The sequence below is a fragment of the Streptomyces sp. SM10 genome (assembly GCF_002910915.1).
Lineage (GTDB): Bacteria > Actinomycetota > Actinomycetes > Streptomycetales > Streptomycetaceae > Streptomyces.
Map to the genome: position 1 here is coordinate 1 of NZ_NEUF01000104.1, position 24,438 is coordinate 24,438.

The window sequence follows — 24,438 nt, forward strand, 5'->3', positions numbered from 1 at the left end:
GCCGGACGGTCGCGTCGCTCAGCCGAGCGCCTGCGTCAGGTCGGCCAGCAGGTCATCGGCGTTCTCGATGCCCACGGAGAGCCGGACGAGGTCGGCCGGCACCTCCAGCGGGGAGCCCGCGGCGGAGGCGTGCGTCATGCGGCCCGGGTGCTCCAGGAGCGATTCGACGCCGCCGAGCGATTCGCCGAGCGTGAAGAGCTTGGCGCGGTTGCAGACCTCGACCGCCGCCTCCTCTCCGCCCGTGACCCGGAACGACACCATCCCGCCGAACGCCTTCATCTGCTTGGCGGCGATCTCGTGGCCCGGGTGCTCCGGCAGGCCCGGGTAGAGGACCTGGGTCACCTTGGGGTGCCGGGTCAGCAGGTCGGCGACCTTGGTGGCGTTCTCGTCGTGGCGGTCCATGCGGACCGCGAGGGTCTTGATGCCGCGCAGCACCAGCCACGCGTCGAACGGCCCGGCCACCGCGCCCATCGCGTTCTGGTGGTACGCCAGTTCCTCGGCCAGCTCCGGGTCGCTGACGACGAGCGCGCCGCCGACGACGTCCGAGTGGCCGCCCATGTACTTGGTGGTGGAGTGGACCACGACGTCGGCGCCGAGCGAGAGCGGCTGCTGGAGGTAGGGGCTGGCGAAGGTGTTGTCGACGACCAGCCGCGCGCCCGCCTGGCGGGCCACTCCGGCGACGGCCGCGATGTCGGTGATGCCCAGCAGCGGGTTCGACGGGGTCTCCACCCAGATCGCCTTGGTGCGCGGGGTGAGCGCCGCACGCACGGCGCTCACGTCCGAGGTGTCGGCGACCGAGAACTCCACGCCCCAGCGCGAGGCGACCTTCGCGAACAGCCGGAAGGTACCGCCGTAGGCGTCGTTCGGGATGACCACGTGGTCGCCGGGCGTCAGCAGCGTACGCAGGAGGCAGTCCTCCGCGGCGAGGCCCGACGCGAAGGCGAGTCCGCGGCGGCCGCCCTCCAGCGCCGCGAGGTTCTCCTCCAGCGCGGTGCGGGTCGGGTTGGCGCTGCGGCTGTACTCGTAGCCGCCGCGGAGCCCGCCGACGCCGTCCTGCTTGTACGTGGACACCTGGTAGATCGGCGGGACCACGGCGCCGGTGAGGGGATCGGCCGTGTTGCCGGCGTGGATCGCAAGGGTCTCGAAGCTGTGCTGGTCGCTCATGGGGCCCGAGCGTAGTTCGTCGGGAAGGGAGTTGAAGGCCACTCGCCGCGCGGTTACCCGTCCGGGGACAATGGACCGCATGGAGATTCTGTGGTTCCTGCTCGCCCTGTGCATGCTCGTCGCCGTCGTGGGCCCGCTCATGCTGCGGCGCCGTGGCGGCATCCGCCAGGTCGCGCCCGGCTCGCCCGACGCCGCCGACCCGGACACCTACGGCTTCGCACGCCAGGAGGAGCTGGACGTCCGGATGCCCGGCCCCGACCAGGACCTCCTCGACGTCCTGGACGTGGTGCAGGCCACGGGGAGCTGGAAGGCGGCCTCGCAGCTGCTCGCGGGGACGCCCAAGGAGAGCGAGATCCGCTGGCAGCGGGTGCAGGCGTTCGCCGGCGCCGCCTCCCTGGAGCTGGCCCGGCAGCCCGGTGCGGGCGGGGCGTGGCTGAGGGCGTGGCGGGCCGAGGCCCCGAAGGACGCGGGCGCCGCCGCGGTGCACGCGGAGTTCCTGGTGCAGCAGGCGTGGCGTACGGGCACGGTGGGCACGGACGACTTCCGGATCATCCTGGAGGAGTCCCGCACGGTCTGCGGCGAAGCCGCCCTGCTGGCTCCGGGCGACCCCGTCCCGTACCTCGTGGAGCTGGCCGTCGCCCGGGGGCTGGGGTACTCCCACGAACAGTTCGACCAGCTCTGGGCGAAGATCATCGACCGTGCGCCCGCGCACATGGGCGCGCACATCGCCGCCCTGCACTTCTGGTGCGAGAAGTGGCACGGTTCGCGCGAAGAGGCCGACCGCTTCGCGACGACGGCCGCCGCCCGGGCCCCGCGGGGCTCGCTGCTCGCCGCGCTGCCGCTGTTCGCGGTGTACGAGCATCTGCCCGAGGTCAATCTGGTGCAGGGCTTCTACCGGGGCACCGTCGTGACGAAGGCGGTGGAGGGCGCGATGTTCGCGGTGCACGCGGCGCGCGCCGACGACCCGATGCTCGCGCACGTCCGGCACCTGCTGGTCCTCTTCCTCGTCCGCATGGAACGCTGGTCGGAGGCGATGCACCAGCTGGTCCACATCGACGGCCATGTGGGCGCGCTGCCCTGGACCCAGAGCTCCGACCCGGCCGCCGAGTACACGGTGTACCGGGCGCTGGCCGTCGCCGGGTACGAGGCGAACGGCGGCAGCCCGGCGACGCTGCCGCAGTAGAGCGGGGCGCCGCGGCAACGTGCTTCGGCCGGGGCGGCACCCCCGGCGGAAGCACGTTGCCGCACAACCGTTCGGTAGGTCATACTCCGTTTCCCCCCACACGCATCGACCTGATCGTATTCACGCGTCGCCTCGCCCGGCACCCGGGTGAGGCCTCTTCGCCTTCCCGTGGGGGGAACCGCCCGATGGGCCCATCACTGCGTGCTGTGCGCGCCCTCTTCCTTCTCGCAGGCTTCTATCTGCTCAGCCTGCTCATGCTCGCCGTCCTGGCCGCAGCCGACTGGGCCGCCGGTACGTGGACGCCGGGCGGCGTGGCGGTGAAGATCTTCCTGATCAGCGCCGTCCTCGCGATCCCGATCGTGCGGGGGATGTTCATGCTCCGCACGCCCAAGGGCGAGAGCATGCCGGGTGTGCGCGTCGACGACACCCAGGAGCCCGAACTCTGGCGCTCCGTACGCGACATCGCCCAGCAGGTCGGGACCCGCGCACCCGACGAGATCGTGCTGACCGGCGACGTGAACGCCGCGGTGAGCGAGGACGCGCGCTTCCTCGGCCTGGTGGGCGGCGCCCGCCGCCTCTACCTGGGGCTGCCGCTGATGACCGGCCTGTCGGAGTCCCAGCTCCGGGCCGTACTGGCCCACGAGATGGGCCACTACGTCAACGCCGACACCCGTCTCACGGCGATCACCGTGCGCGGCCGCGTCCAGGTGCTGCGCACCATCGCCCACTTCCAGGAGCGGGCCGGGAACAAGGTGGACAAGGAGCGGGCCAAGCAGGAGGCGAAATCCGCGAAGGCCGTCGCCAGGGGCAGGAAGGCCAAGGAGGTCGACACCACCGGCGCGGGCGTCACCTACCGCGCGATGGCGTGGATCTACACGGCCTACGCGAAGTTCTACATGCGGGCCACGCTCTCCGGTTCGCGCCGTGCGGAACTCGCCGCGGACGTCGCCGCGGCGAGGATCGCGGGCCGCGACGCGACCGCGTCGGCCCTGCGCGAGATACCGGTGCTGGACTCCGCTCACGGCTTCTACATGGACGCGTACGCCACGCTCGGTGTCGGTGCCGGTCTGCTCCCGCCGTCCGGTGAGGTCTTCGGCGGCGTACGGCATCTGCTGGCCGCGCGCCGGGAGGAGCTGGAAGGGATGCGCGCCGACCTGCCCGAGGAGCCCTCCTCGCCCTACGACTCGCACCCGGCGATCGCCGAGCGCGTGGCCCGGATCGAGGCCCTGCCGGACGACGGGCGCGCCTCGGAGCCCGTACGGCCCTCGATGTCGCTGCTGGCCGACCCCGGCCGGGCCCTCGCGGCGGTCGAGCAGGCGGTCCTCACGCCCGAGGCGCTGGCGATGCGCCGGGTGGAGTGGCCCGAGCTCGTGCACGTCTCGATGACGGCGTACACGCAGGAGTCCGCCGACGGATTCGGTGCGCTGGCGCGCGAGGCCGGAGCGGGTGACGGCTCCCTGCCGTCCCTGTTGGACGCGATCGACTCCGGCGGGCTGTGGCGCGTCGCCGAACGGCTGCCGAAGTCGCAGGAGGCCGCTTCGGCGACCGGGCGGGCGGCCCGCGAATTCGCCCGCCCCCGGCTCACGGCCGGACTGGCCCAGCTGGTCAGGGCCGCGTACGTACGCGACGGCCGGGCCCGCTGGGAACTGTCCTGGAGCGACTCCGCCACACTGAAGCTGCCCGACGGGCACGCGGACGAACTGCCGGCCGCACTGGAGGCGGCGGTGGCGGACGTCCCGGACACCACGCCCCTGCGCAAACTGCTCATCCCCTGAACCCTGCTCCCGAGCACGCACCTCTCGATTGGACGGGACACACCCCGTGACGAAACTGATACCCCTGGCGCTGATCGCTCTCGGCGTCTACTTCTGGCTGAGGGCACGGCGCAAGACCGCGGCGTTCGTGGAGGGGACCGGATCCCGTTCCGCGGCGAAGGCGGCCACGGAGCTCGGCTTCGTACCCGCCGACGCGCTCGACACGGCGCACTCCGCCGCTCCGGACCCGCGGGCGGAGGAGATCCGCGCGCGGGCCCGCTCCGGCGACTGGCAGGCCGCTGCCGACTACCTCGCCGACGCGGGCCGCGACTGGCAGGAGCGCTACCGCCGCGGATCCCTCCTCCAGGACGAGGCAGCGGCCGACGACGCGTGGCTGCTGGCCTGGCGCACGGCCCGTCCCGAGGACCCGGGGGCGGCCTTCGTCCACGCCGGCGCGCTGATCGGCGTGGCCGCGGACATCCGCGGCGCCAAGCAGGCGAAGTACACGACGCAGGAGCAGTTCGCCGGGTTCCACCGGATGATGGCGCAGGCCCGGGAGGCGTGCCACGAGGCGCAGGCCCTCGCCGGCGACGACCCGTGTCCGTACATCGCGGAGATCTCCTGCGCGCTGGGTCTCGGATACGACCACGACGCGTTCCGCGCCCTGTGGGCCCAGGTCGTCGAGCGCGACGCGCACCACCTCGCGGCGCACACCTCCGCCCTGCAGTACTGGTGCCGCAAGTGGCGCGGCTCGCACGAGCTGGCCGCCGGGTTCGCCCGGGAGGCGGCGGCGAAGGGGAGCCCCGGTCAGCTGCTCTCCCTGCTCCCGCTGTACGCGGCGTTCGAGCAGGAGACGGCGGAGGACGACGACCCGGACGTCTACTACAAGAGCCCGGAGCTGATCGCCGCGGTCGACGCCTGCCTGCTCGACGTGGCGGCGGCCGGCGAGGGTGACCGCCGCGTCGTCCTGGTCCGCCACCTGCTGGCCTGGCTGCTGTACTGGCAGGACCGCTACCCGGAGGCGGTGGAGCAGTTCCGGCTGATCGACGGTTACATCGACTGTGCGCCGTGGACGTACTCCGGTGACCCGGTGAAGCGCTACCTGGCCGCCCGGGACTACTGCGCGGAGCGCGTCGCGCAGGCGGCCCGGGGCTGACCGCCCGCGCGGCGGGGGCAGCGGAATCCCCGGTGTCCCCGCCGCGTTGTACGGGGTGAACCACGACCCCAGGAGGAGCCCCCGCATGTTCCTGACCCACCGCACCCCGCAGCTCCCCACCCGTGAGGAGGCCCTTCGCGGTCGCCCCACCCCCGAGTTCACGGTGCCCGAGCGCCACACGGTCCTCGGCAACCCGCTGACCGGCCCGTACCCGAAGGGCCTGGAGGTCGCCGACTTCGCGCTGGGCTGTTTCTGGGGCGCCGAGCGCAAGTTCTGGCAGACGGAGGGCGTCTGGACGACGCTCGTCGGCTACCAGGGCGGCTACACCGAGAACCCCTCGTACGACGAGACCTGCTCGGGCCTGACCGGCCACACGGAGGCGGTCCGCGTCGTCTTCGACCCGAAGGTGGTCGGCTACGCGGACCTCCTGAAGCTCTTCTGGGAGTCCCACAACCCGACCCAGGGCTTCCGCCAGGGCAACGACGTGGGCACCCAGTACCGCTCGGCCCTCTACACCCACTCCCCCGAGCAGGCGGAGGCCGCTCAGGCGTCCCGCGAGGCGTATCAGCAGGTCCTGACGGGCGCCGGATTCAAGGAGATCACCACGGAGATCCTCCCGGCCCAGGGCCGCACCTTCTGGCCCGCCGAGGGCTACCACCAGCAGTACCTCGACCGCAACATCAACGGCTACTGCGGCATCGGCGGCACGGGCGCCACGCTGGAGTCCCCCTCGGAGACGAACTGGGGCCGGGCCTGCCCGACGGGCATCGCGCCGGCCCCGGAGGCGTGAGCACCCTCTTCCGGACACACCTCACCCGGGGGCGGAGCGCACGGCGGGCTGGTGACCGCGGTGAACGGGGCGGCTTCTGCGCCTGACACCGGTGCCCGGCGGCCAGCTCAGGCCGCGAGCCGGACCTCTCCCATGGGCCGGTGGGCCGGGGAGGTGCGGGAGGGAGCGCCGCGGTGGGCGAGTTCGTGCTGGGCCAGGGACAGCACGTCGCCGAGGCCGAGCCCGAGGGAGCGGGCCGCCGCCGCGAGCACCTCGGACGACGCCTCCTTCCGGCCGCGCTCCACCTCGGAGAGGTACGGCACGGAGATCCGGGCGTCCTCCGCCACGTCCTTGAGCGTCCTCCCCTGGGCCTGCCGCTCCCGGCGCAGGACGTCTCCGACGACGTCCCGCCACAGGGGTTCCCTGGCGGCGGGAGGTGTCCGCAGAGGAAGGACGCGGGCGCAGGTCGGCTCGTGGCTGCTCATCGTCCGAGCCTAGGAGGGGACAACCTCCGGCGGGAGGGGAATACCGTCCGCGCCGGGCGGATCTGCTGTCGGCAGAGTCACCGGCGCGCGCCCGGTACAGGCCGTCGTGCCCGGCCCGCCTCTTCAGACGTGCACACACGCCCGGCGCTCCGTGGGGCCGCGGCCGGGGCCCCGGCCCCACGGAGGCGGCGGGGTCAGATCAGGCCCTGTGCCAGCATCGCTTCCGCGACGATCTCGAAGCCGGCGATGTTCGCGCCGACGACGTAGTTGCCCGGGCTGCCGTACTTCTCCGCCGTCGTGTGGCAGGAGTCGTGGATGTGCCGCATGATCTGCGCGAGGCGCTCCTCCGTGTGGGCGAAGGACCAGGAGTCGCGGGAGGCGTTCTGCTGCATCTCCAGGGCGCTGGTGGCCACACCGCCCGCGTTGGCCGCCTTGCCGGGGGCGAAGGCGACGCCCGCGTCCTGGAAGACGTGGACGGCTTCCGGAGTGGTGGGCATGTTGGCACCCTCGGCGACCGCCTTGACCCCGTTGCGCACGAGGGCCAGCGCGTCGGTCTCGTGGAGTTCGTTCTGGGTGGCGCAGGGCAGGGCCACGTCGACCGGGACGTTCCAGACGCCCGTGCCGGGGACGTAGCGCACATGGTCGCCGCACCGCTCGGCGTACTCGGAGATGCGGCCGCGGCCGTGCTCCTTGACCTCCTTGAGCACGGCGAGGTCGATGCCCTTCTCGTCCACGACGTAGCCGCCCGAGTCGGAGCAGGTCACGACGGTCGCGCCGAGCTGCTGGGCCTTCTCGATGGCGTAGATGGCGACGTTCCCGGAGCCGGAGACCGCGACGCGCTGACCGTCGAGGGACTCGCCGCGCACCCGCAGCATCTCGGCGGTGAACAGGACGCAGCCGTAGCCGGTGGCCTCGGTACGCGCCTGGGCGCCACCCCAGCCGAGGCCCTTCCCGGTGAGCACGCCGGATTCGTAGCGGTTGGTGATCCGCTTGTACTGGCCGAAGAGGTAGCCGATCTCACGGCCGCCGACGCCGATGTCACCGGCGGGGACGTCGGTGTACTCGCCCAGGTGGCGGTGGAGTTCGGTCATGAAGGACTGGCAGAACCGCATGACCTCGCTGTCGGACCGGCCCTTGGGGTCGAAGTCCGCGCCGCCCTTGCCGCCGCCGATGGGCATGCCGGTGAGGGCGTTCTTGAAGATCTGCTCGAAGCCGAGGAACTTCACGATGCCGAGGTTGACCGAGGGATGGAAGCGCAGGCCGCCCTTGTACGGGCCGAGCGAGCTGGAGAATTCGACGCGGAAGCCGCGGTTGACGTGGATGTCGCCGGCGTCGTCCGACCACGGCACCCGGAAGATGAGCTGGCGCTCGGGCTCGCAGATCCGCTCGATGATGCGGGCGTCGACGAACTCCGGGCGCTGCGCCAGCATGGGGCCGAGGGTTTCGAGAACCTCGCGCACCGCCTGGTGGAACTCGCCCTCACCCTGGTTGCGTCGCAGGATCTCCGCGTAGAGGGGTTCGATGACACGGTTCTCGGCGGTGCGCGGGGTGAGGGTTTCGGAACTGGCCGGCATCTGATCAAGACCTTCCGTGGGTGGGCTCATGCGCGTCGGCGCCCCCTGTCCCCGGAGGCGCCTTCGCCGTTGCACCCGGCAAGTCTGGCAGCGCGGCCCGGCCCTGCCCGGACGACATCCACGGAGTGGACGGTGTTGTTCGCCCCGGTACGGTCCCCTATCCACCCGTACGCGGGGCCGCACGGCGCCCGCGTCGCGGGGCCGTGCGGGTGATGGACCTCACAGCCGGAGGAGGGCGGCGGTGAGGCCCGCGTCCGAGTGGATCAGGCCGTCGCGTTCTCCGTCACCGTGACCTTCCCCTTGCGGATGGTCGCCACCCGGGGTGCCTTGCGGGCGAGGGAGCTGTCGTGGGTGACCATCACGAAGGTCAGCCCGTGTTCCTTCCACAGCCCGTCGAGCAGGTCCATGATCTCGTCGCGCATGGACTCGTCGAGGTTGCCGGTCGGTTCGTCGGCGAGCAGTACCTTCGGCCGCTTCACGAGCGCCCTGGCGATGGCGACGCGCTGCTGCTGGCCGCCGGACATCTCGCTCGGCAGGTGGGTGGGCCGGTCGCCGAGGCCGACCGACTCCAGGGCTTCCGCGGCGCGTTCGCGGCGGGCCTTCGCGCCGAGGCCGAGGGGGACGAGCGCCGTCTCGACGTTCTCCTGGGCGGTGAGCGTGGGGATCAGGTTGAAGCTCTGGAAGACGAATCCGATGGACTCGGCCCGGACCTTGGTCAGCCGGGACTCGGGGAGCCTGGCCAGGTCGACACCGTCGAGCTCGATGGTGCCGGCGGTGGGCCGGTCCAGGCCGCCGAGCATCTGGAGCAGCGTCGACTTGCCGCCTCCGGTGGGCCCCTGGATGACGAGCCGTCCGCCGTCCTCGATGGTCAGATCGACGCCGGCGAGCGCGTCGACGGGATTCCTGCCGCGCATGTAGCGCTTGGTGACGCCCTTGAGCTGGTACACGTGTGGACTCCTGCTGTACGTACGGGAGGGGTGGGGCGGGGCGGTGTTACGCGACGCGGCTCAGCGCGTCGGCCGGCCGCAGCCGCGATGCCCGCCAGCCGCCGAAGGCTCCCGCGATCAGTCCGCCCGCCACGGCCAGGCCGACGGCGATGAGGATCGTGGTGAGGGAGACCGGTGCGGTCAGGGCGATGTCGAGGGTCCTGGACGCGGTCTGACGGCCGGGGCCGCCGCCTCCCATCGGGCCGCCGCCGCCCCTGCCGCCTCCTCCGCCGCCGCCCGTGGAACCGAGCTGGGCGGTGAGGGTGGGGCTGACGGCGGTCACGACGTAGGCGCCGGCGAGTCCGACGGCGATGCCGAGGACACCGCCCATCAGGCCGTTGACGAGGGCCTCGCCGACGACCTGGCGGGTGACGCGTCCGCTCTTCCAGCCGAGTGCCTTGAGGGTGCCGAACTCCCGCACGCGGCGGCTGACGGCGGAGGAGGTCAGCAGGCCGGCGACGAGGAACGCGGCGACCAGGACGGCGATGGAGAGCCACTTGCCGACGCTGGAGGCCAGGTCGGAGGCGGTGGACAGGGAGCCGGAGACCGTGTCGGCGAGGTCGGCGGAGGTGGTGACCGTCGTGCCCGGGATGTTCTTCTGGATGGCGGCCTTGACGGTGTCGATCTGCTGGGAGTCGGCGGCCGTGACGTAGACCGTGGTGACCTTGTCCTGGGAGTCGGCGACGGTCTGCGCCTGCTTCAGCGGGATGTACACGTTGGCGGCCGCGTCACCGCTGTCGGCCGTGGAGACGCCCACGATCGTGTACTTCGTGCCGGAGATGGTGACGCTCTTGTCGACCGCGAGCGACTTCTCCTTGGCGTAGGCGGAGTCGACGACCGCGACCTTGGCGTCGGTCTCGGACGCCGTGAAGGTACGCCCCTTGGTGATCTCGGAGGAGGTCAGCGGGCCGAGGTCCTGCTGGGTGACGTCGGTGCCGTAGACGGTGAAGGAGTTGACGTCGAAGGACGCCCCGCCTCCCTCGACCCGGCCCTGCGGCTGGCCGCCGCCCTGGCCGCCGCGACCGCTCTGGCCCGCGGTGCTCTCGTCCTGCTTGAACTCGCCGCGCTTGAACTGCCCGTCGACCTTCATGACCGTCAGGCTCAGCCCGCCGACCGCGTCGGCGACGCCGGTCTGCTCGCCGACCTTGCCGACGGTGCTGGAGGCCAGCGTCTGGAAGCCCTGGACCATGACCCGGTCGGTGCTCTGGGTCTCGTCCTCGTCGTCCTTGGCGTCGAACTCGAAACGGGGGCGTCCGGTGGAGCCGGAGCCCTGGGCGTCCGCCGCCTTGGTCACCGTCATGTCGGTGCCCAGGCCGTACAGCGATTCCAGGACCTTGTCCTGGGCCTTGCTCATGCCCGAGGAGACCGAGCTGACGATGATGACCAGCGCAATGCCGAGGGCGAGCCCCGAGGCGACGACGAGCGCCGCCTTTCTGCGGCGGCGCAGCTCGCGCCGGAGGTAGGTGAAGAACATGGCGCGAGGGTATGGAGCGGGTGTGATGAGGAGTTAAGGGCCCGATGAGAGGTGGATGAGAACACCTGCGGGACGTACGCCGAAGGCGGCGGCGCCCGGAGGAGTCCGGGTGCCGCCGCCTTCGAGGGGGAGGGGTTCGGCCGGGATCAGGCGGCGGAGCCCGCCGTCCACTGCGACCAGTTCATGTTCCAGCCGTTGAGGCCGTTGTCGGGGGCGATGGTCTTGTCCGGGGAGTTCGTGACCACGACCACGTCGCCGACGATGGAGTTGTTGTACAGCCAGGCGGCGGGCGTGCCGGCGTCGTCCGCGCCCTTCGTGTCGGACAGGCCGATACAGCCGTGGCTGGTGTTCGCGCTGCCGAAGATCGACTTGGCGCCCCAGTAGTTGCCGTGGATGAAGGTGCCCGACGTGGACAGCCGCATGGCGTGCGGGACGTCCTTGATGTCGTACTCGCCCTTGCCGTCGTCGTCCGTGAAGCCGACCGTCGAACCGTCCATACGGGTCTCCTCGAACTTCTCGGAGATCACCATCTGGCCGTTGTACGTCGGGTTGTCGGCGGAGCCGGCGGAGATCGGGATCGTCTTGACCGTCTTGCCGTCACGGGTGACGGTCATGGTGTGCGTCTTGGCGTCCACGGTCGAGACCTGGTTGCGGCCGACCTTGAAGGTGACCGTCTTCTGCTGGACACCGACGACACCGTCGGCGCCCTCGACGCCGTCCAGGGCCAGCTTCAGGGTGACGGTGGAGCCTCCCTGCCAGTAGTCCTCGGGGCGCAGGTCGAGACGCTGGTTGTTGAACCAGTGACCGACGACTTCCTGGCCGCTGCTCGACGTCACCGTGATGCCGTCCTGGACGGCCTTCCTGTCGGTGATCGCCTTGTTGAAGTTGATCGAGACCGGCATGCCGACGCCGACGGTGGAACCGTCCTCGGGCGTGAAGTTCCCGATGAAGCTGTTCTCGGGCGACACGGTGGTGAAGGAGCTGTTGGCGTGTGCCTCGCGGTCCTTCGAGTCGGACGCCGTGGCGCTGATCTTGTACCTCGTCGAGCGCTCGAGCTGGCCGCTGGGCTTCCAGCTGGAACCGTCGGCGGCGAGCTTGCCCTCGACGGCTTGGCCCTCGGCCGTGGTCATGGTGACCTCGGTCAGCTTGCCCTTGGCGACGGTGACCATCGCGGCGTTGTTGATGCTCGCGTTGGTCGCCCCGTTCTTCGGCGCGATCGTTATCTGCGCCTCGGAGGTGTCCTTGGCCGCGGCCTCGTCGACCTGCGCCTGTGACGTCTTCGAGCTGTCGGCGCTCGCGCCGGTGTCGCTGCCGCCGTCGTCGCTGCAGGCCGAAAGCACCAGCACACCGCCGAGCAGTGCGGACGCGGCCATGAGGCCCCTGCGCCGCTTGCTGTCCGTGATCACACGCTTCTCCATCGTTGCCGATTCCCCAAGATCCCCGGACGGGGTCGCCCGACGGCGATGCCCCGTCAATGTTCCAAGAACACCGCGACCGGGTCTTCCGTTCCACATCCACCGCGGATGTGGGGAACACCACTCATCGACGCACCCGGGACCGCGGCGGTTCCGGCCACCTGTGAGGAGTGCCCCGCGGGCGTCAGCGTTCCGTATGTCCGCCGCCTTCTTCGTCGTCCGTCTCATTGTCCTCGATCCCGTAGTACGCCTCGTCCCCGTCCTCTCCGGCCGCCCAGTCCTCGGCGTCGGGGTCGTAGTCGATCGTCTCGCTGCTCCAGGAGGCCTGGGCGAGCTCGACCCCGGGCACCTGGCTGACCAGATCGAACGGGTCGATCAGTGAGGCGAGGGCTTCCGCTGCGTCTTCCCTGACGGTCTCCTCGGCATGCGTACGTTCCTCGGCCGACGCGTCGGCGGAGGAGCCGGAGGCGGTGAAATCGGCCGCGATGCTCTCCAGCGCCGTACCGGTCAGGGCATCGGCGTCGCTGATCTCCAGCACCATCTCCACGCGAAGCCGAACAAATGAGGGTGTCTCCGAAGTGCTCATACGCCGGAGCGTAAGGCTCCCGGGATCTGTGGCTTTCCTCCGACCCGCTGCTTTGCTTAGCATCGGCCCACGGGGCTAACTGACGGTTGTCGCAAGGGGATCGATTCTGTGTCCATCGCTCGTCGCACGCTGCTGACCACCACAGCGGCAGGCACTCTGCTCTGCGCTCTCTGGTTCGTCCCCTCCGCCAACGCGACCGGCGACGCCGGGGTGCGGGACGGGTCCACCGGCTCGTCCTCCGCTTCCTCCACCGAGGCCCGAGGGGCCTCCGCCACGGCGGATCTCGCCTCCGGGGAAAGTCTGGCCGAAACCGGTGCGGGCATCGACACCACCCCGTACCTGATCGGCGGAACGGCCTTCCTGTGCGTCGGCGCGGGATTCGTCGTGTACGCGGCGCGCCGCGGCTCCACGGCGCCCCTCGGCCTCTGAGGCGGCGAGGGCTGCCGCGGCCCGTACCGGGCGCGGCAGCCCCCCGAGGGGCCCTGGCTCAGTCCAGCGGGCCCGTCACGGCCTCCACGGCCGCGACCAGCCTCCCCTCCCGCACGAAGGTGTCGGCGGCGGCCAGGTCCGGGGCGAGGAAGCGGTCCGGGCCGGGGCCCTGGACACCTGCGTCCCGCAGCGCCCCGATGACGGCGAGCGACGCGGGCCCGGGGGTCAGCCCCTCCGCGGCCCGCAGCTCCACACCGCGTGTGGCGGCGTACAGCTCCACCGCCACGATCCGGGCGAGGTTCGTGACCGCGGTACGGAGCTTCCGCGCGGCCGACCACCCCATGGAGACGTGGTCCTCCTGCATCGCGGAGGACGGGATCGAGTCGACGGACGCGGGGACGGCGAGCCGCTTCATCTCGCTGACCAGGGCGGCCTGCGTGTACTGGGCGATCATCAGCCCGGAGTCGACGCCCGCGTCGCCGGCGAGGAAGGGCGGCAGGCCGTGCGAACGGTTCTTGTCCAGCAGCCGGTCCGTGCGGCGCTCGGTGATCGAGCCGAGGTCGGCGGCGGCGATGGCCAGGAAGTCCAGGACGTACGCGACCGGGGCGCCGTGGAAGTTGCCGTTCGACTCGACCCTGCCGTCGGGGAGCACGACCGGGTTGTCGACGGCCGAGGCCAGCTCGCGGCCGGCGACGAGCTCCCCGTGCGCGAGGGTGTCGCGCCCCGCGCCGTTGACCTGAGGGGCGCAGCGCACGGAGTAGGCGTCCTGGACGCGGGGGGCGTCGTCCTGATGGTGACCGGTGAGGCCGGACCCGGCGAGCACCCGCAGCATGTTGGCCGCGGAGACGCCCTGGCCGGGGTGGGGGCGGATGGCGTGCAGCTCCGGGGCGAGGACCTTGTCGGTGCCGAGGAGCGCCTCCAGGGAGAGCGCGGCGGTGATGTCCGCGCTGGTGTAGAGGTTCCTCAGGTCGGCCAGGGCCATCACGAGCATGCCCAGCATGCCGTCGGTGCCGTTGAGGAGGGCGAGGCCCTCCTTCTCGCGGAGCTCGACGGGGGTGATGCCGTGCGCCGCGAGGAGCTCTCCGGCGGGCCGCACGGTGCCGTCGGGGCCTTCCGCCTCGCCCTCTCCCATCAGGGTCAGGGCGCAGTGCGAGAGGGGGGCGAGGTCGCCGGAGCAGCCGAGCGAGCCGTACTCGTGGACGACGGGGGTGATGCCCGCGTTGAGCACGTCCGCCATGGTCTGCGCGACCTCGGGGCGTACGCCGGTGTGGCCCGAGGCCAGCGTCTTCAGCCGCAGGAACATCAGCGCGCGGACGACCTCGCGCTCCACGTGGGGACCCATGCCCGCGGCGTGCGAGCGCACGATGTTGCGCTGCAGCTGTGCGCGCAGATCCGGGCCGATGTGGCGGCTGGCGAGGGCGCCGAAGCCGGTGGAGACGCCGTAGACCGGCTCGGGCTTGGCGGCGAGCGCGTCGACGACCTCCCGCGCGGCGGCGAGCGCCTCCACCGCGGCGGCGGAGAGCTCGACCCGTGCACCCCGGCGGGCCACGGCGATGACGTCCTCGGCAGTGGTACCGGACGTCCCCACCACGACTGTATGCATATTCATATTCAGAAGCCTACGGACTGAAAACCGTCATGTCACCAGTGGTCGGCGGGTTGACCCCTTACCCACCGCCCCCGGGCGGGTTGCCGCGCAGCCTGCGCCGGTCGTGGGGGGACCGGGGCGGCGAGTCGGCGAGCCGGATCACGTCACCGTCCCGCCCCGCGACCACCGGCCGGCGGGAGTGCGCCGCCTTGGCCTGGTACTGCGCGGCGTCGGCCAGCCGGAAGAGCCGGCGCGCGGACGGGACCGGGCCGATGTCGTCGCCCGTGGAAGCCACACCGCAGGCGACCCCGTCACCGGGCTCCAGGGCGACGGCGCGCGCACAGAGCTCCTCGGAGACGCGGACCACGTCGTCCGCCGGGGGGCCCACGGTCAGCAGGCAGAACTCGTCGCCGCCCAGCCGCGCGGACAGCGCTCCGTCGAGCATCGCGCCGCAGAGGGAGAGCACGGAGCCGAAACGTTCCAGCAGTCGGTCGCCGACGGCGTGGCCATGCGTGTCGTTGACCCCCTTGAGGCCGTTCAGATCGCAGACGACGAGGCTGACCACGGCCCCCTCGGTGCGGTGCAGGTCCAGCGCCTCGTCGAGCCGGAGGTCCACGGCCCTGCGGTTGGCGAGTCCGGTGAGCGGGTCCGTGAAGGCCAGCTTGCGGACCTCCTCCAGCCGCTCGGTCTGCGCGATGCCCGCCGCGACGACGGCGGCCAGCACGGTCGCGAAGTCCGCGTCGTCGCGGTCGAACACGGGAGCCCCGGCCAGGCGGGCCACGTACAGCTCCCCCCAGGCGCGCCCGTGCAGCACGATCGGCGCCACCACGCAGCACCCGCGCCCGCGCCGCCGCAACGCCGCGACCCGCTGATGGCAGTACGGACGGGCGCCCCGGGCCGGGCCGTCGGCGCCCGGACCTCCGTCGGCGGTCTCCACCCAGGCGTCGGGCTCGCCCCCGCCCGCCCAGCGCTCGTGCAGGAACTCGGTGATCTCCGGGAACTGGTGCACGGGGTAGGACTCCCCCTCGGGGAACTCCTCCTCGCCCTCGGCCCGCTCCCCCGCGTTCACCAGGACGCGCAGCCTGCCCTGTTCCCGCTCCCACACGGAGAGGGCGGCGAAGCTGCCCCCCAGCGCCTCGCACGCCCCCACCGCCGCGGCATGCCAGGACTCGCGCGGGGTGTAGGCCGCCGCCATCGTCTGTGCCAGCGCAACCACGGCGCGCAGGCGCGCATCATCACCGCCCATCATCCCAGCTTAGGGAGGTTTGTGACGATTTGATCAGTTGACGGCGCTGATGATCTTCGGATCATTCCCCGGGCCAGTTCGGCTTCCGCTTCTCGTTGAACGCGGCCACACCCTCGGCCCGGTCCCCGGAGAAGGCCACCGAGCGCCAGGCGGCGTCCTCCACCTCGAGTCCGGCGCGCAGGTCGAGCCCCTGCCCCAGCCGCAGGGCCCGCTTGGCGGCCCGGAGCCCCACCGGGGAGTTCGCCGCGATCCGGCCGCCGAGGGCCAGGGCCTCCTCGCGGTCCCGGCCCGCCTCGACCAGCTCGTCGACCAGGCCCAGCTCGCGCGCCTCGGCCGCCTCCACCCGCCGCGCCGTGAAGACCAGCTCGGCGGCGCGCGCCGCGCCGACCCGGCGGGGCAGCAGCTGCGTGCCGCCGCCGCCCGGGATGACGCCGACGGACACCTCGGGCAGGCCGACGACGGCCGTGCGGTCGGCCACGATCACGTCGCAGGCCAGCGCGAGCTCGAAGCCTCCGCCGAGGGCGAAGCCGTGCACGGCGGCGACGACCGGCATGGGGAGCTCCAGCACGCCGGTGTACGCGGCCCGCGCCGTGGGCCGCTGCCGCACGAGCTCGGCGTCGGTGAGGGAGTTCCGCTCCTTGAGGTCGGCGCCCACACAGAAGGCCCGCTCATGACTGGAGGTGAGCACCGTCGCCCGTACGCCCTGATCGGCGCCGAGCGCGGCGCAGGCGTCGGCGATCGCGCGCGCCATGGCGGTGCTCACGGCGTTCATGGCCCTGGGCCGGTCGAGCACCAGCTCGGCGACGTTCTCCTGGCCCTCGTGCCGCCGTACGACGACGAACTCCCCGAACCTCTGCTCCGACGTGACACCCATGGCGACTGCACCCCTCCGGTTAACGAGCGTTACGGGAATCCTAGGGGCGGGGTCAGGGGCCGGGCCCCTGACCCCGCCCCTGGATCGGACGACCGCCCCGGATCAGGTGGACGGCTTGCCCCGCCGGGCCAGCAGCCAGGGCTCCACGACGCCCAGCCCCCGCACCGGCCGCTGCCACATCGGCTGCAGCCCGAAGCGGTACGCGGGCAGCGGGGGCTCCTCGTCCGGGCGGCCCTCCTTCTCCGCGAGCCGGGCCCGCTCGGCCGCCGCCGAGGCCTCCTCGGCGGCCTGCGCCTCGGAGGCGGGGGCGTCGCCGTTCCTGATCAGCTCGGCGGCGAACGCGCCGTCCACCAGCACCGCGTCCTTCGGCGCTATCGACGTGAGCCGGCTGGCCAGGTTCACCGTCGTGCCGAACACGTCGCCCATCCGCGTGGTGACCGTGCCGAAGGCGATGCCGACCCGCAGCGAGGGCATGGTCGTGTCCTGGGCCATCGCCTCGACCAGCCGGAGCGCTATCTCGCCCGCCGTGCCCGCGTCGTCCGCGGCGAAGAGGACCTCGTCGCCCAGGGTCTTGATGAGCCGACCCCCGTGGGCGGCGACCAGGTCGGCGGAGGTCGTCTCGAAGGCCTCGACCAGCTCGCCGAGCTCCTCCTCCTCCAGCCGCCGGGTCAGCCGGGTGAAGCCGACGAGGTCGGCGAAGCCCACGGCGAGCCGCCGGTCGACCATCTCCTCGTCGTCCCCGGTCTGCACGACCCGGCCCGTCGCGGCGGCCAGCTGGCGACGCCACACGTACACCAGGAATTCCTGCAGCTCGGGCAGGAGCAGCTCGATCAGCGGATACGTGACCTCGGTACGGGTCATCCCCGGCTCGGGAGGCTCGGTCAGCCCCGCGAGGAAGGAGTCGATCTGCCACTCCGCGAGCCTGGCCGTGGTCTGCCCGGTGGACCGGGCCACCTGGATCGCCATGGGCTCGCTGAGCAGCCCCGCCTCCACGAGGCCGGCGAGGCGGCGCAGCGCCAGCACGTCGGCCTCGGTGAGCGCCTTGGCCTGCCCGATGTCGGCGAAGCCCATGGCCCGCCAGAACCGGGACGCCAGGTCCATGGAGACCCCGGCCGTCCTGGCCGCCTGGAACGGCGTGTAGCGGCGGTCGGCCCCCAGGATCAGGGCCTCCAGCCGGATGGCCAGCGGGTCGTCGGTCGGTTCCGCCGTGTGGTCGACCTCGTGATGCGGTGTCGAGTGGACCGACGCCCCCGACGAGGGCTCCGCGCCGTCGTCGGAGTTCGTGTCGTCGACGGTCACCGGCCGCCTCCTGCCCGTTCCCTGCGCACTGCCCTGCCGATCTGTCGCTGGATCGCCTCAACGATACGGCAGGTGTGCCCTGGCTCACGTCCCTGGTGACGTGGGTCCGTATCCGTCATACGTGACATCACCCGTATGTGCGGAGCGCCTGATCAGGTCAGGCCTCCCTCCTCCCCGCGCAGGTGGACGATGTCTCCGGCCGACACGGGCTCCTGGATCCCGTCGCCCGTCGCCAGCACGAGCCGCCCGTCGCCGTCGATCGCGACGGCCTCGCCGACGACGGACCTCTCGCCCGGCAGCTCCGCCCGCACCGTCCGGTCGAGGGTGGCGCATCCCGCCGCGTAGGCCGTCTGGAGCCCGCTCTCGGCGGCGTCGCCGTTGGCGTCCCGCCACTTCCCGTACCACTGTTCCAGTGACCGCAGGACGGCCCGGAGCAGGGTCTCGCGGTCGGTGGAGACGGCTCCGGCGAGCGCGAGCGAACCGGCGTGCGGGGCGGGCAGCTCGGCCGCCCGGAGCGACACGTTGAGGCCGATGCCGATGACCACGCCGTCCCCGGCGCGCTCGGCGAGGATGCCGCCGGTCTTGCGTTCCGTGCCGCCGATCGTCACCAGGAGGTCGTTGGGCCATTTCAGTGCCATGTCGACGCCCGCCGCCTGCGCGAGGCCGGTGGCCGCCGCGACACCGGTGAGCAGCGGCAGCCACCCCCAGCGCTCGGCGGGCACCGTGCCGGGGGTGAGGTAGACGGAGAGGAAGAGGCCGGAGCGGGGCGGCGCCGTCCAGGTGCGGTCGAGCCGTCCGCGGCCCGCGGTCTGCTCCTCGGCGACCAGCACCGTGCCCTCGGCCAGCCCTTCGCCGGCGGCCCGGGCCGCGAGGTCGGAGTTGGTGGAGCCGGTCGCCTCGACGATGTCGATCGAGGTCCACAGGCCGTCGGGCTTCAGCAGCCCGCGGCGCAGCGCAGCGACGTTCAGGGGCGGCCTGTCGAGGTCCGACCAGCGGTTGTGCGGCGCATCGGGAGGTGTCATGCAACCCACATTAGGTGTGGCCAACGACGCACTGACGAACCGTATGGGCGCCGATACGCTACGGGTCAGTAGCTAACGCCGACGGGCCAGCCACCGTCGGGCACCCACCGGTCCACCAGTCCGACCGGATGTACCAGCCATCCCCGTGACCAGGCAGGGAGCCGCCACCCGATGTCCGAGCCGCAGAGCGACATCCACACCACCGCGGGCAAGATCGCGGACCTGCAGCGCCGTATCGAAGAGGCCACACACGCAGGTTCCGCACGTGCCGTCGAGAAGCAGCACGCGAAGGGCAAGCTGACCGCCCGTGAGCGGGTCGAGCTCCTGCTCGACGAAGGTTCCTTCGTGGAGCTCGACGAGTTCGCACGGCACCGGTCCACCAATTTCGGCATCGAGAAGAACCGCCCGTACGGAGACGGTGTCGTCACCGGGTACGGCACGGTCGACGGCCGTCCCGTCTGCGTGTACTCGCAGGACTTCACCATCTTCGGCGGCTCGCTCGGCGAGGTCTACGGTGAGAAGATCGTCAAGGTCATGGACTTCGCGATGAAGACCGGCTGCCCGGTGATCGGCATCAACGACGGCGGCGGCGCGCGCATCCAGGAGGGTGTGGCCGCGCTGGGGCTCTTCGCGGAGATCTTCCGCCGTAACGTCCACGCCTCCGGTGTCGTCCCGCAGATCTCGCTGATCGTCGGGCCGTGCGCGGGCGGCGCGGTCTACTCCCCCGCGATCACCGACTTCACGGTGATGGTCGACCAGACCTCGCACATGTTCATCACCGGCCCCGACGTCATCAAGACGGTCACCGGTGAGGACGTCGGCTTCGAGGAGCTGGGCGGCGCCCGCACGCACAACACGACGTCCGGCGTGGCCCACCACCTGGCGGGCGACGAGAAGGACGCCATCGAGTACGTCAAGTCCCTGCTGTCCTACCTCCCGTCGAACAACCTCTCCGAGGCCCCGGCCTTCCCGGAGGAGGCCGACCTGGAGACCACGGACGAGGACCGCGAGCTCGACACCCTCATCCCGGACTCGGCGAACCAGCCGTACGACATGCACGCCGCCATCGAGCACGTGCTCGACGACGGCGAGTTCCTGGAGACGCAGGCCCTGTTCGCGCCGAACATCATCACCGGCTTCGGCCGCGTCGAGGGTTTCCCGGTGGGCATCGTGGCCAACCAGCCGATGCAGCTGGCCGGCTGCCTGGACATCGACGCGAGCGAGAAGGCCTCACGCTTCGTGCGCACGTGCGACGCGTTCAACGTGCCGGTCCTCACCTTCGTCGACGTGCCCGGCTTCCTCCCGGGCGTCGACCAGGAGTACGGCGGCATCATCCGCCGCGGCGCCAAGCTGATCTACGCGTACGCGGAGGCGACCGTCCCGCTGATCACGGTGATCACGCGCAAGGCCTTCGGCGGGGCGTACGACGTCATGGGCTCCAAGCACCTGGGCGCCGACCTGAACCTGGCCTGGCCGACCGCGCAGATCGCGGTGATGGGCGCGCAGGGCGCGGTGAACATCCTGCACCGCCGCACGATCGCCGCCGTTGCGGATGCCGACGAGCGCGAGGCCACCCGGGCCGAGCTGATGGCCGACTACGAGGACGCGCTCCTCAACCCGTACGTCGCGGCCGAGCGCGGCTACGTCGACGCGGTGATCATGCCGTCGGACACCCGGGCCCACCTGGTGAAGGGCCTGCGCCAGCTCCGTACGAAGCGCGAGTCGCTGCCGCCGAAGAAGCACGGCAACATCCCCCTCTAGCCACCGGGAGCCACCATGATCAAGGTCGTACGGGGCAATCCGACCCCGGAGGAGCTCGCCGCGGCCCTCGCCGTGGTCCGGGCGCGCGCGGCTGCCGTCGCCGCCGTCCCGTCCGGTGCCCCGCTGCCGCCCGAGCAGTGGTCCGACCCGGGGCGGATCGCCCGCAAGGGGGCGCTCCGGCCGGGGCCCCGGTCGTGGGCGCGGACGTACTGGCCCTCCTGAGGACCGGGCCGCCGGCGGCGCTTGAGTACCTGTACTCAGGCGCCGCAGCCGTGTCCGGAGCACCATCGGAACCATGCTGTGGTCCGACCCCGAGAACAAGCCGCCGAAGGAACTGCGCGACGCCCAGGACATGATGCGCCGCGCGGGACTGCTGCTGGCGCTGGCCATGGTCGTGGCGATGTTCGTCCTGGGCACCCGCTGAGAGGCGTCCGGCGCCGGCCCGCGGGGCTCCGGGCCCGGTGCCCCGGGACGCCCCGCGCGGCCTCCGGCCCCGCCTACGATGGCGGGTATGACTGATCAGCGCCGCCTCGTGCTCGCCTCCGCCTCCCCCGCCCGTCTCGGACTGCTGCGCCAGGCCGGTCTCGCCCCCGAGGTGATCGTCAGCGGGGTCGACGAGGACGCGATCACCGCTCCGACCCCGGGCGGGCTGGCGCTCGTCCTGGCCGAGGCGAAGGCCGCCGCCGTGGCCGCCCGCCCGGAGGCCGCCGGCGCCCTCGTCATCGGCTGCGACTCGGTGCTGGAGCTGGACGGCGAGGCGTACGGCAAGCCCGCCGACGCCGAGGAGGCCGGCGCCCGCTGGAAGGCGATGCGCGGCCGGTCCGGCGTCCTGCAGACGGGTCACAGCGTCATCGACACGGCCACCGGCCGTACGGCGTCGGCGACCGCGTCCACCGTCGTCAGGTTCGGCGAGCCGACGGACGCCGAGGTGGCGGCCTACGTCGCTTCGGGCGAGCCGCTCCACGTGGCCGGGGCGTTCACCCTGGACGGCCGCTCGGCGCCGTTCGTCGAGGCGATCGAGGGCAGCCACGGCAACGTCATCGGCCTGTCGCTGCCGCTGTTGCGCCGGCTGCTCGGCGAACTGGGCACCCCCATCACCGACTTGTGGGTCTGAGCGGCGGCCGCCTCACACCGGGGCCGGAGTGCCCTCGACGCCCGGCTCCTCGGCCTTCGTCTCCGGCTCGCGCCGGTCGAAGGCCACCAGGGTCAGCACGACGAGGGCCAGGACGGCCATCAGGAAGGCGAAGGCCGCCCAGCCGATCAGCCCGACCGCCAGCGCGCCCAGCACCCCGTGCACGACCGCGCAGGCGATGAGGGTGATCCTGCCGAAGCGGCCCGGGGCGCGGTCCCGTATCCCCGCCAGCAGCGGTATGAGCCCGCAGAGCACCAGAAGGACCCCGGAGACACCGCCCATCACCCACGTGCCGGTGACCATGGCGTCAGGATCCATCCCTGCCAGGGACATGCTCTGGTTGCCGGCGACCGTCGCGAGGACGCCGTTGACGAGCACGATGCCCACGGCTTCCACGAACAGAACGATCGCGGTCACGAAGGCCACTGGTCTGCGCACCACGGCGCCACCTCCTGTTACCTGCAGTACGTGCGGTAGCGCGGACCCTACATGGGGGTACCCCCTGCTCGTCAGGAGCTCGGGGGACGGTAATGCTCCGGGACAAGGGGAGGCGCGCGGCTCGTGCGCGCGGAGGCGACGCTCCGGGGCAGAAGCAAAGATTCCCTCGGCCGTTCGTAGGGAGTCCACAAAGAAACGCCGCGCGGCGTTGACCGTCCGAACAGAGACTTGGGCCACACTTCGTGGCTACTGTGCGGTTGAGGAACCCGGCGTACCGTGGTGCGACAAGGGATTTCGCGACTCGAGCAAGCCTCGAATCACACTCCGTGTGGGCAAGTTCACTACTGGGGACGGGTCGTACGGCCGTGTCGGTAGTCCCTAAACTCAGCTTGTTCTCAAGGAGGGAGTCATCGTGCGCAAGGTGCTCATCGCCAACCGTGGTGAAATCGCTGTCCGTGTTGCTCGGGCTTGCCGGGATGCCGGAATCGCGAGCGTGGCCGTCTATGCCGATCCGGACCGGGATGCTCTGCATGTGCGGGCGGCCGATGAGGCGTTCGCTCTGGGCGGTGACACTCCGGGGGCGAGTTACCTGGACATGGCGAAGGTGTTGCAGGCGGCGAAGGATTCCGGGGCGGACGCGGTCCATCCGGGGTACGGGTTCCTGTCGGAGAACGCGGAGTTCGCGCAGGCGGTGCTGGACGCGGGTCTGACGTGGATCGGTCCGCCGCCGCACGCGATCCGGGATCTGGGTGACAAGGTCGCCGCCCGGCACATCGCCCAGCGTGCCGGTGCCCCGCTCGTGGCCGGCACCCCCGACCCGGTGTCCGGGTCGGGCGAGGTCGTGGAGTTCGCGGAGAGGAACGGCCTGCCGATCGCGATCAAGGCGGCCTTCGGCGGGGGCGGGCGTGGTCTGAAGGTGGCCCGCACGCTTGAGGAGATCCCGGAGCTCTACGACTCGGCGGTCCGTGAGGCGGTCGCGGCGTTCGGCCGCGGGGAGTGCTTCGTGGAGCGCTACCTCGACAAGCCCCGCCACGTCGAGACGCAGTGCCTGGCCGACACCCACGGCAACGTCGTCGTCGTCTCCACCCGTGACTGCTCGCTCCAGCGCCGCCACCAGAAGCTCGTCGAGGAGGCCCCGGCCCCCTTCCTGTCCGAGGCACAGAACGCCGAGCTCTACGCCGCCTCGAAGGCCATCCTGAAGGAAGCCGGCTACGTCGGCGCCGGCACCGTCGAGTTCCTCGTCGGTGTGGACGGCACGATCAGCTTCCTCGAGGTCAACACCCGCCTCCAGGTCGAGCACCCGGTCACCGAGGAGGTCACCGGCCTCGACCTCGTGCGCGAGATGTTCCGGATCGCCGACGGTGAGGAACTCGGCTACGGCGACCCCGCGGTGCGCGGCCACTCCTTCGAGTTCCGCATCAACGGCGAGGACCCCGGCCGCGGCTTCCTGCCCGCCCCCGGCACCGTCACCCTCTTCGCCCCGCCCACCGGCCCCGGCGTCCGCCTCGACGCCGGCGTCGAGTCCGGCAGCGTCATCGGCCCGGCGTGGGACTCGCTCCTGGCCAAACTGGTCGTGACCGGCGCGACCCGCGAGCAGGCCCTGCAGCGCGCCGCCCGCGCCCTGGCCGAGTTCCAGGTCGAGGGCATGGCCACCGCGATCCCCTTCCACCGGGCCGTCGTCACCGACCCCGCGTTCACCGCCGACCCCTTCACGATCCACACCCGGTGGATCGAGACGGAGTTCGTCAACGACATCAAGCCCTTCCAGGTCCCCGCCGACCAGGACACCGACGAGGAATCCGGACGCGAGACCGTCGTCGTCGAGGTCGGCGGCAAACGCCTCGAAGTGTCCCTGCCCTCCTCGCTCGGCATGAGCCTGGCCCGCACCGGACTCGCCGCCGGAGCCAAGCCCAAACGCCGCGCCGCGAAGAAGACCGGCTCCGCCGCCTCCGGCGACACCCTCGCCTCACCCATGCAGGGCACGATCGTCAAGATCGCCGTCGAAGAGGGCCAGGAAGTCAAGGAAGGCGACCTCATCGTCGTCCTCGAAGCCATGAAGATGGAACAACCCCTCAACGCCCACCGCACCGGCACCGTGAAGGG

Annotated in this window: 23 protein-coding genes; 10 read left to right on the forward strand and 13 right to left on the reverse strand. The window is 71.8% G+C overall.

The genetic code is table 11. From position 1 onward, the window contains the following. Positions 1 to 18: 18 nt before the first annotated feature. Complete coding sequence (locus tag B9S57_RS16350; RefSeq protein WP_103516319.1) at positions 19 to 1,164, reverse strand: cystathionine gamma-synthase; 1,146 nt, start codon at positions 1,162 to 1,164, stop codon at positions 19 to 21. Between the two features lie 79 nt (positions 1,165 to 1,243). On the opposite strand from B9S57_RS16350, the gene B9S57_RS16355 reads away from it, so the two are divergent. The 4 genes from B9S57_RS16355 (at position 1,244) to msrA (ending at position 6,047) form a co-directional block, all read left to right on the forward strand. Beyond that, on the forward strand, positions 1,244 to 2,347 hold the full coding sequence (locus tag B9S57_RS16355) for a hypothetical protein (protein WP_103516320.1): 1,104 nt from the start codon (positions 1,244 to 1,246) through the stop codon (positions 2,345 to 2,347). 185 nt (positions 2,348 to 2,532) lie between these two features. Beyond that, positions 2,533 to 4,122, forward strand: coding sequence for a M48 family metallopeptidase (locus B9S57_RS16360; RefSeq protein ID WP_103516321.1), 1,590 nt, complete (start codon positions 2,533 to 2,535; stop codon positions 4,120 to 4,122). 46 nt (positions 4,123 to 4,168) lie between these two features. Then, positions 4,169 to 5,257, forward strand: a complete 1,089-nt coding sequence (locus B9S57_RS16365) for a hypothetical protein (protein ID WP_103516322.1) — start codon at positions 4,169 to 4,171, stop codon at positions 5,255 to 5,257. Between the two features lie 85 nt (positions 5,258 to 5,342). Then, the gene (gene msrA / locus B9S57_RS16370; RefSeq protein ID WP_103516323.1) at positions 5,343 to 6,047 is read left to right on the forward strand and encodes a peptide-methionine (S)-S-oxide reductase MsrA; all 705 of its coding nucleotides are present in this window, start codon (positions 5,343 to 5,345) and stop codon (positions 6,045 to 6,047) included. Positions 6,048 to 6,154: 107 nt separating this feature from the next. On the opposite strand, the gene B9S57_RS16375 is transcribed toward msrA, so the two are convergent. From B9S57_RS16375 to B9S57_RS16400, 6 genes are all read right to left on the reverse strand, one after another. Then, positions 6,155 to 6,511 carry a helix-turn-helix domain-containing protein gene (locus B9S57_RS16375; protein ID WP_103516324.1) on the reverse strand — a complete coding sequence of 119 codons (357 nt, stop codon included), beginning with the start codon at positions 6,509 to 6,511 and terminating at the stop codon, positions 6,155 to 6,157. A gap of 194 nt (positions 6,512 to 6,705) precedes the next feature. Continuing rightward, positions 6,706 to 8,085 carry an NADP-specific glutamate dehydrogenase gene (gene gdhA, locus B9S57_RS16380; protein ID WP_103516325.1) on the reverse strand — a complete coding sequence of 460 codons (1,380 nt, stop codon included), beginning with the start codon at positions 8,083 to 8,085 and terminating at the stop codon, positions 6,706 to 6,708. Positions 8,086 to 8,348: 263 nt separating this feature from the next. After that, positions 8,349 to 9,032 (reverse strand): ABC transporter ATP-binding protein, encoded by a 684-nt coding sequence (locus B9S57_RS16385; protein ID WP_103516326.1) that lies wholly within the window; start codon positions 9,030 to 9,032, stop codon positions 8,349 to 8,351. A 46-nt stretch (positions 9,033 to 9,078) separates the two neighbouring features. Beyond that, a complete protein-coding gene (locus B9S57_RS16390; protein ID WP_103516327.1) occupies positions 9,079 to 10,545 on the reverse strand; it encodes an ABC transporter permease in 1,467 nt (488 codons plus the stop codon). Between the two features lie 146 nt (positions 10,546 to 10,691). After that, positions 10,692 to 11,963, reverse strand: coding sequence for an Ig-like domain-containing protein (locus B9S57_RS16395; RefSeq protein ID WP_103516328.1), 1,272 nt, complete (start codon positions 11,961 to 11,963; stop codon positions 10,692 to 10,694). Between the two features lie 181 nt (positions 11,964 to 12,144). Then, positions 12,145 to 12,546 carry a hypothetical protein gene (locus B9S57_RS16400; RefSeq protein ID WP_103516329.1) on the reverse strand — a complete coding sequence of 134 codons (402 nt, stop codon included), beginning with the start codon at positions 12,544 to 12,546 and terminating at the stop codon, positions 12,145 to 12,147. 108 nt (positions 12,547 to 12,654) lie between these two features. Between B9S57_RS16400 and B9S57_RS16405 the strand changes: the two genes are divergently transcribed. Next, positions 12,655 to 12,975: a hypothetical protein gene (locus B9S57_RS16405; protein WP_103516330.1), complete on the forward strand. Its 321-nt coding sequence runs from the start codon at positions 12,655 to 12,657 to the stop codon at positions 12,973 to 12,975. A 58-nt stretch (positions 12,976 to 13,033) separates the two neighbouring features. Here the strand turns inward: B9S57_RS16405 and hutH are convergent, their stop codons facing one another. From hutH to B9S57_RS16430, 5 genes are all read right to left on the reverse strand, one after another. Then, positions 13,034 to 14,584 (reverse strand): histidine ammonia-lyase, encoded by a 1,551-nt coding sequence (gene hutH, locus B9S57_RS16410; protein WP_103516331.1) that lies wholly within the window; start codon positions 14,582 to 14,584, stop codon positions 13,034 to 13,036. A gap of 58 nt (positions 14,585 to 14,642) precedes the next feature. Further along, positions 14,643 to 15,809 carry a GGDEF domain-containing protein gene (locus B9S57_RS16415; protein WP_103516338.1) on the reverse strand — a complete coding sequence of 389 codons (1,167 nt, stop codon included), beginning with the start codon at positions 15,807 to 15,809 and terminating at the stop codon, positions 14,643 to 14,645. A 61-nt stretch (positions 15,810 to 15,870) separates the two neighbouring features. Continuing rightward, positions 15,871 to 16,683 carry an enoyl-CoA hydratase/isomerase family protein gene (locus B9S57_RS16420; protein ID WP_103516332.1) on the reverse strand — a complete coding sequence of 271 codons (813 nt, stop codon included), beginning with the start codon at positions 16,681 to 16,683 and terminating at the stop codon, positions 15,871 to 15,873. Positions 16,684 to 16,785: 102 nt separating this feature from the next. Then, on the reverse strand, positions 16,786 to 17,982 hold the full coding sequence (locus tag B9S57_RS16425; RefSeq protein WP_103516333.1) for an adenylate/guanylate cyclase domain-containing protein: 1,197 nt from the start codon (positions 17,980 to 17,982) through the stop codon (positions 16,786 to 16,788). 152 nt (positions 17,983 to 18,134) lie between these two features. Beyond that, positions 18,135 to 19,004 carry a biotin--[acetyl-CoA-carboxylase] ligase gene (locus tag B9S57_RS16430; protein WP_103516334.1) on the reverse strand — a complete coding sequence of 290 codons (870 nt, stop codon included), beginning with the start codon at positions 19,002 to 19,004 and terminating at the stop codon, positions 18,135 to 18,137. A 171-nt stretch (positions 19,005 to 19,175) separates the two neighbouring features. Between B9S57_RS16430 and B9S57_RS16435 the strand changes: the two genes are divergently transcribed. The 4 genes from B9S57_RS16435 to B9S57_RS16445 all read left to right on the forward strand — a co-directional run bounded on the left by B9S57_RS16435 (position 19,176) and on the right by B9S57_RS16445 (position 21,879). After that, entirely contained in the window at positions 19,176 to 20,765 is a 1,590-nt protein-coding gene (locus B9S57_RS16435) for an acyl-CoA carboxylase subunit beta (protein WP_103516335.1), read from the forward strand. A gap of 15 nt (positions 20,766 to 20,780) precedes the next feature. Beyond that, positions 20,781 to 20,987 (forward strand): acyl-CoA carboxylase epsilon subunit, encoded by a 207-nt coding sequence (locus tag B9S57_RS16440; protein WP_103516336.1) that lies wholly within the window; start codon positions 20,781 to 20,783, stop codon positions 20,985 to 20,987. Between the two features lie 73 nt (positions 20,988 to 21,060). Continuing rightward, positions 21,061 to 21,189, forward strand: a complete 129-nt coding sequence (gene mmpB / locus B9S57_RS35500) for a morphogenic membrane protein MmpB (protein WP_099174806.1) — start codon at positions 21,061 to 21,063, stop codon at positions 21,187 to 21,189. A gap of 78 nt (positions 21,190 to 21,267) precedes the next feature. Further along, entirely contained in the window at positions 21,268 to 21,879 is a 612-nt protein-coding gene (locus B9S57_RS16445; protein ID WP_103516337.1) for a nucleoside triphosphate pyrophosphatase, read from the forward strand. 12 nt (positions 21,880 to 21,891) lie between these two features. On the opposite strand, the gene B9S57_RS16450 is transcribed toward B9S57_RS16445, so the two are convergent. Beyond that, complete coding sequence (locus tag B9S57_RS16450; RefSeq protein ID WP_103516339.1) at positions 21,892 to 22,335, reverse strand: hypothetical protein; 444 nt, start codon at positions 22,333 to 22,335, stop codon at positions 21,892 to 21,894. Positions 22,336 to 22,747: 412 nt separating this feature from the next. Between B9S57_RS16450 and B9S57_RS16455 the strand changes: the two genes are divergently transcribed. Further along, positions 22,748 to 24,438, forward strand: a 1,691-nt coding sequence (locus B9S57_RS16455) for a biotin carboxylase N-terminal domain-containing protein (protein ID WP_103516340.1), incomplete at its 3' end; no start/stop codon positions are given.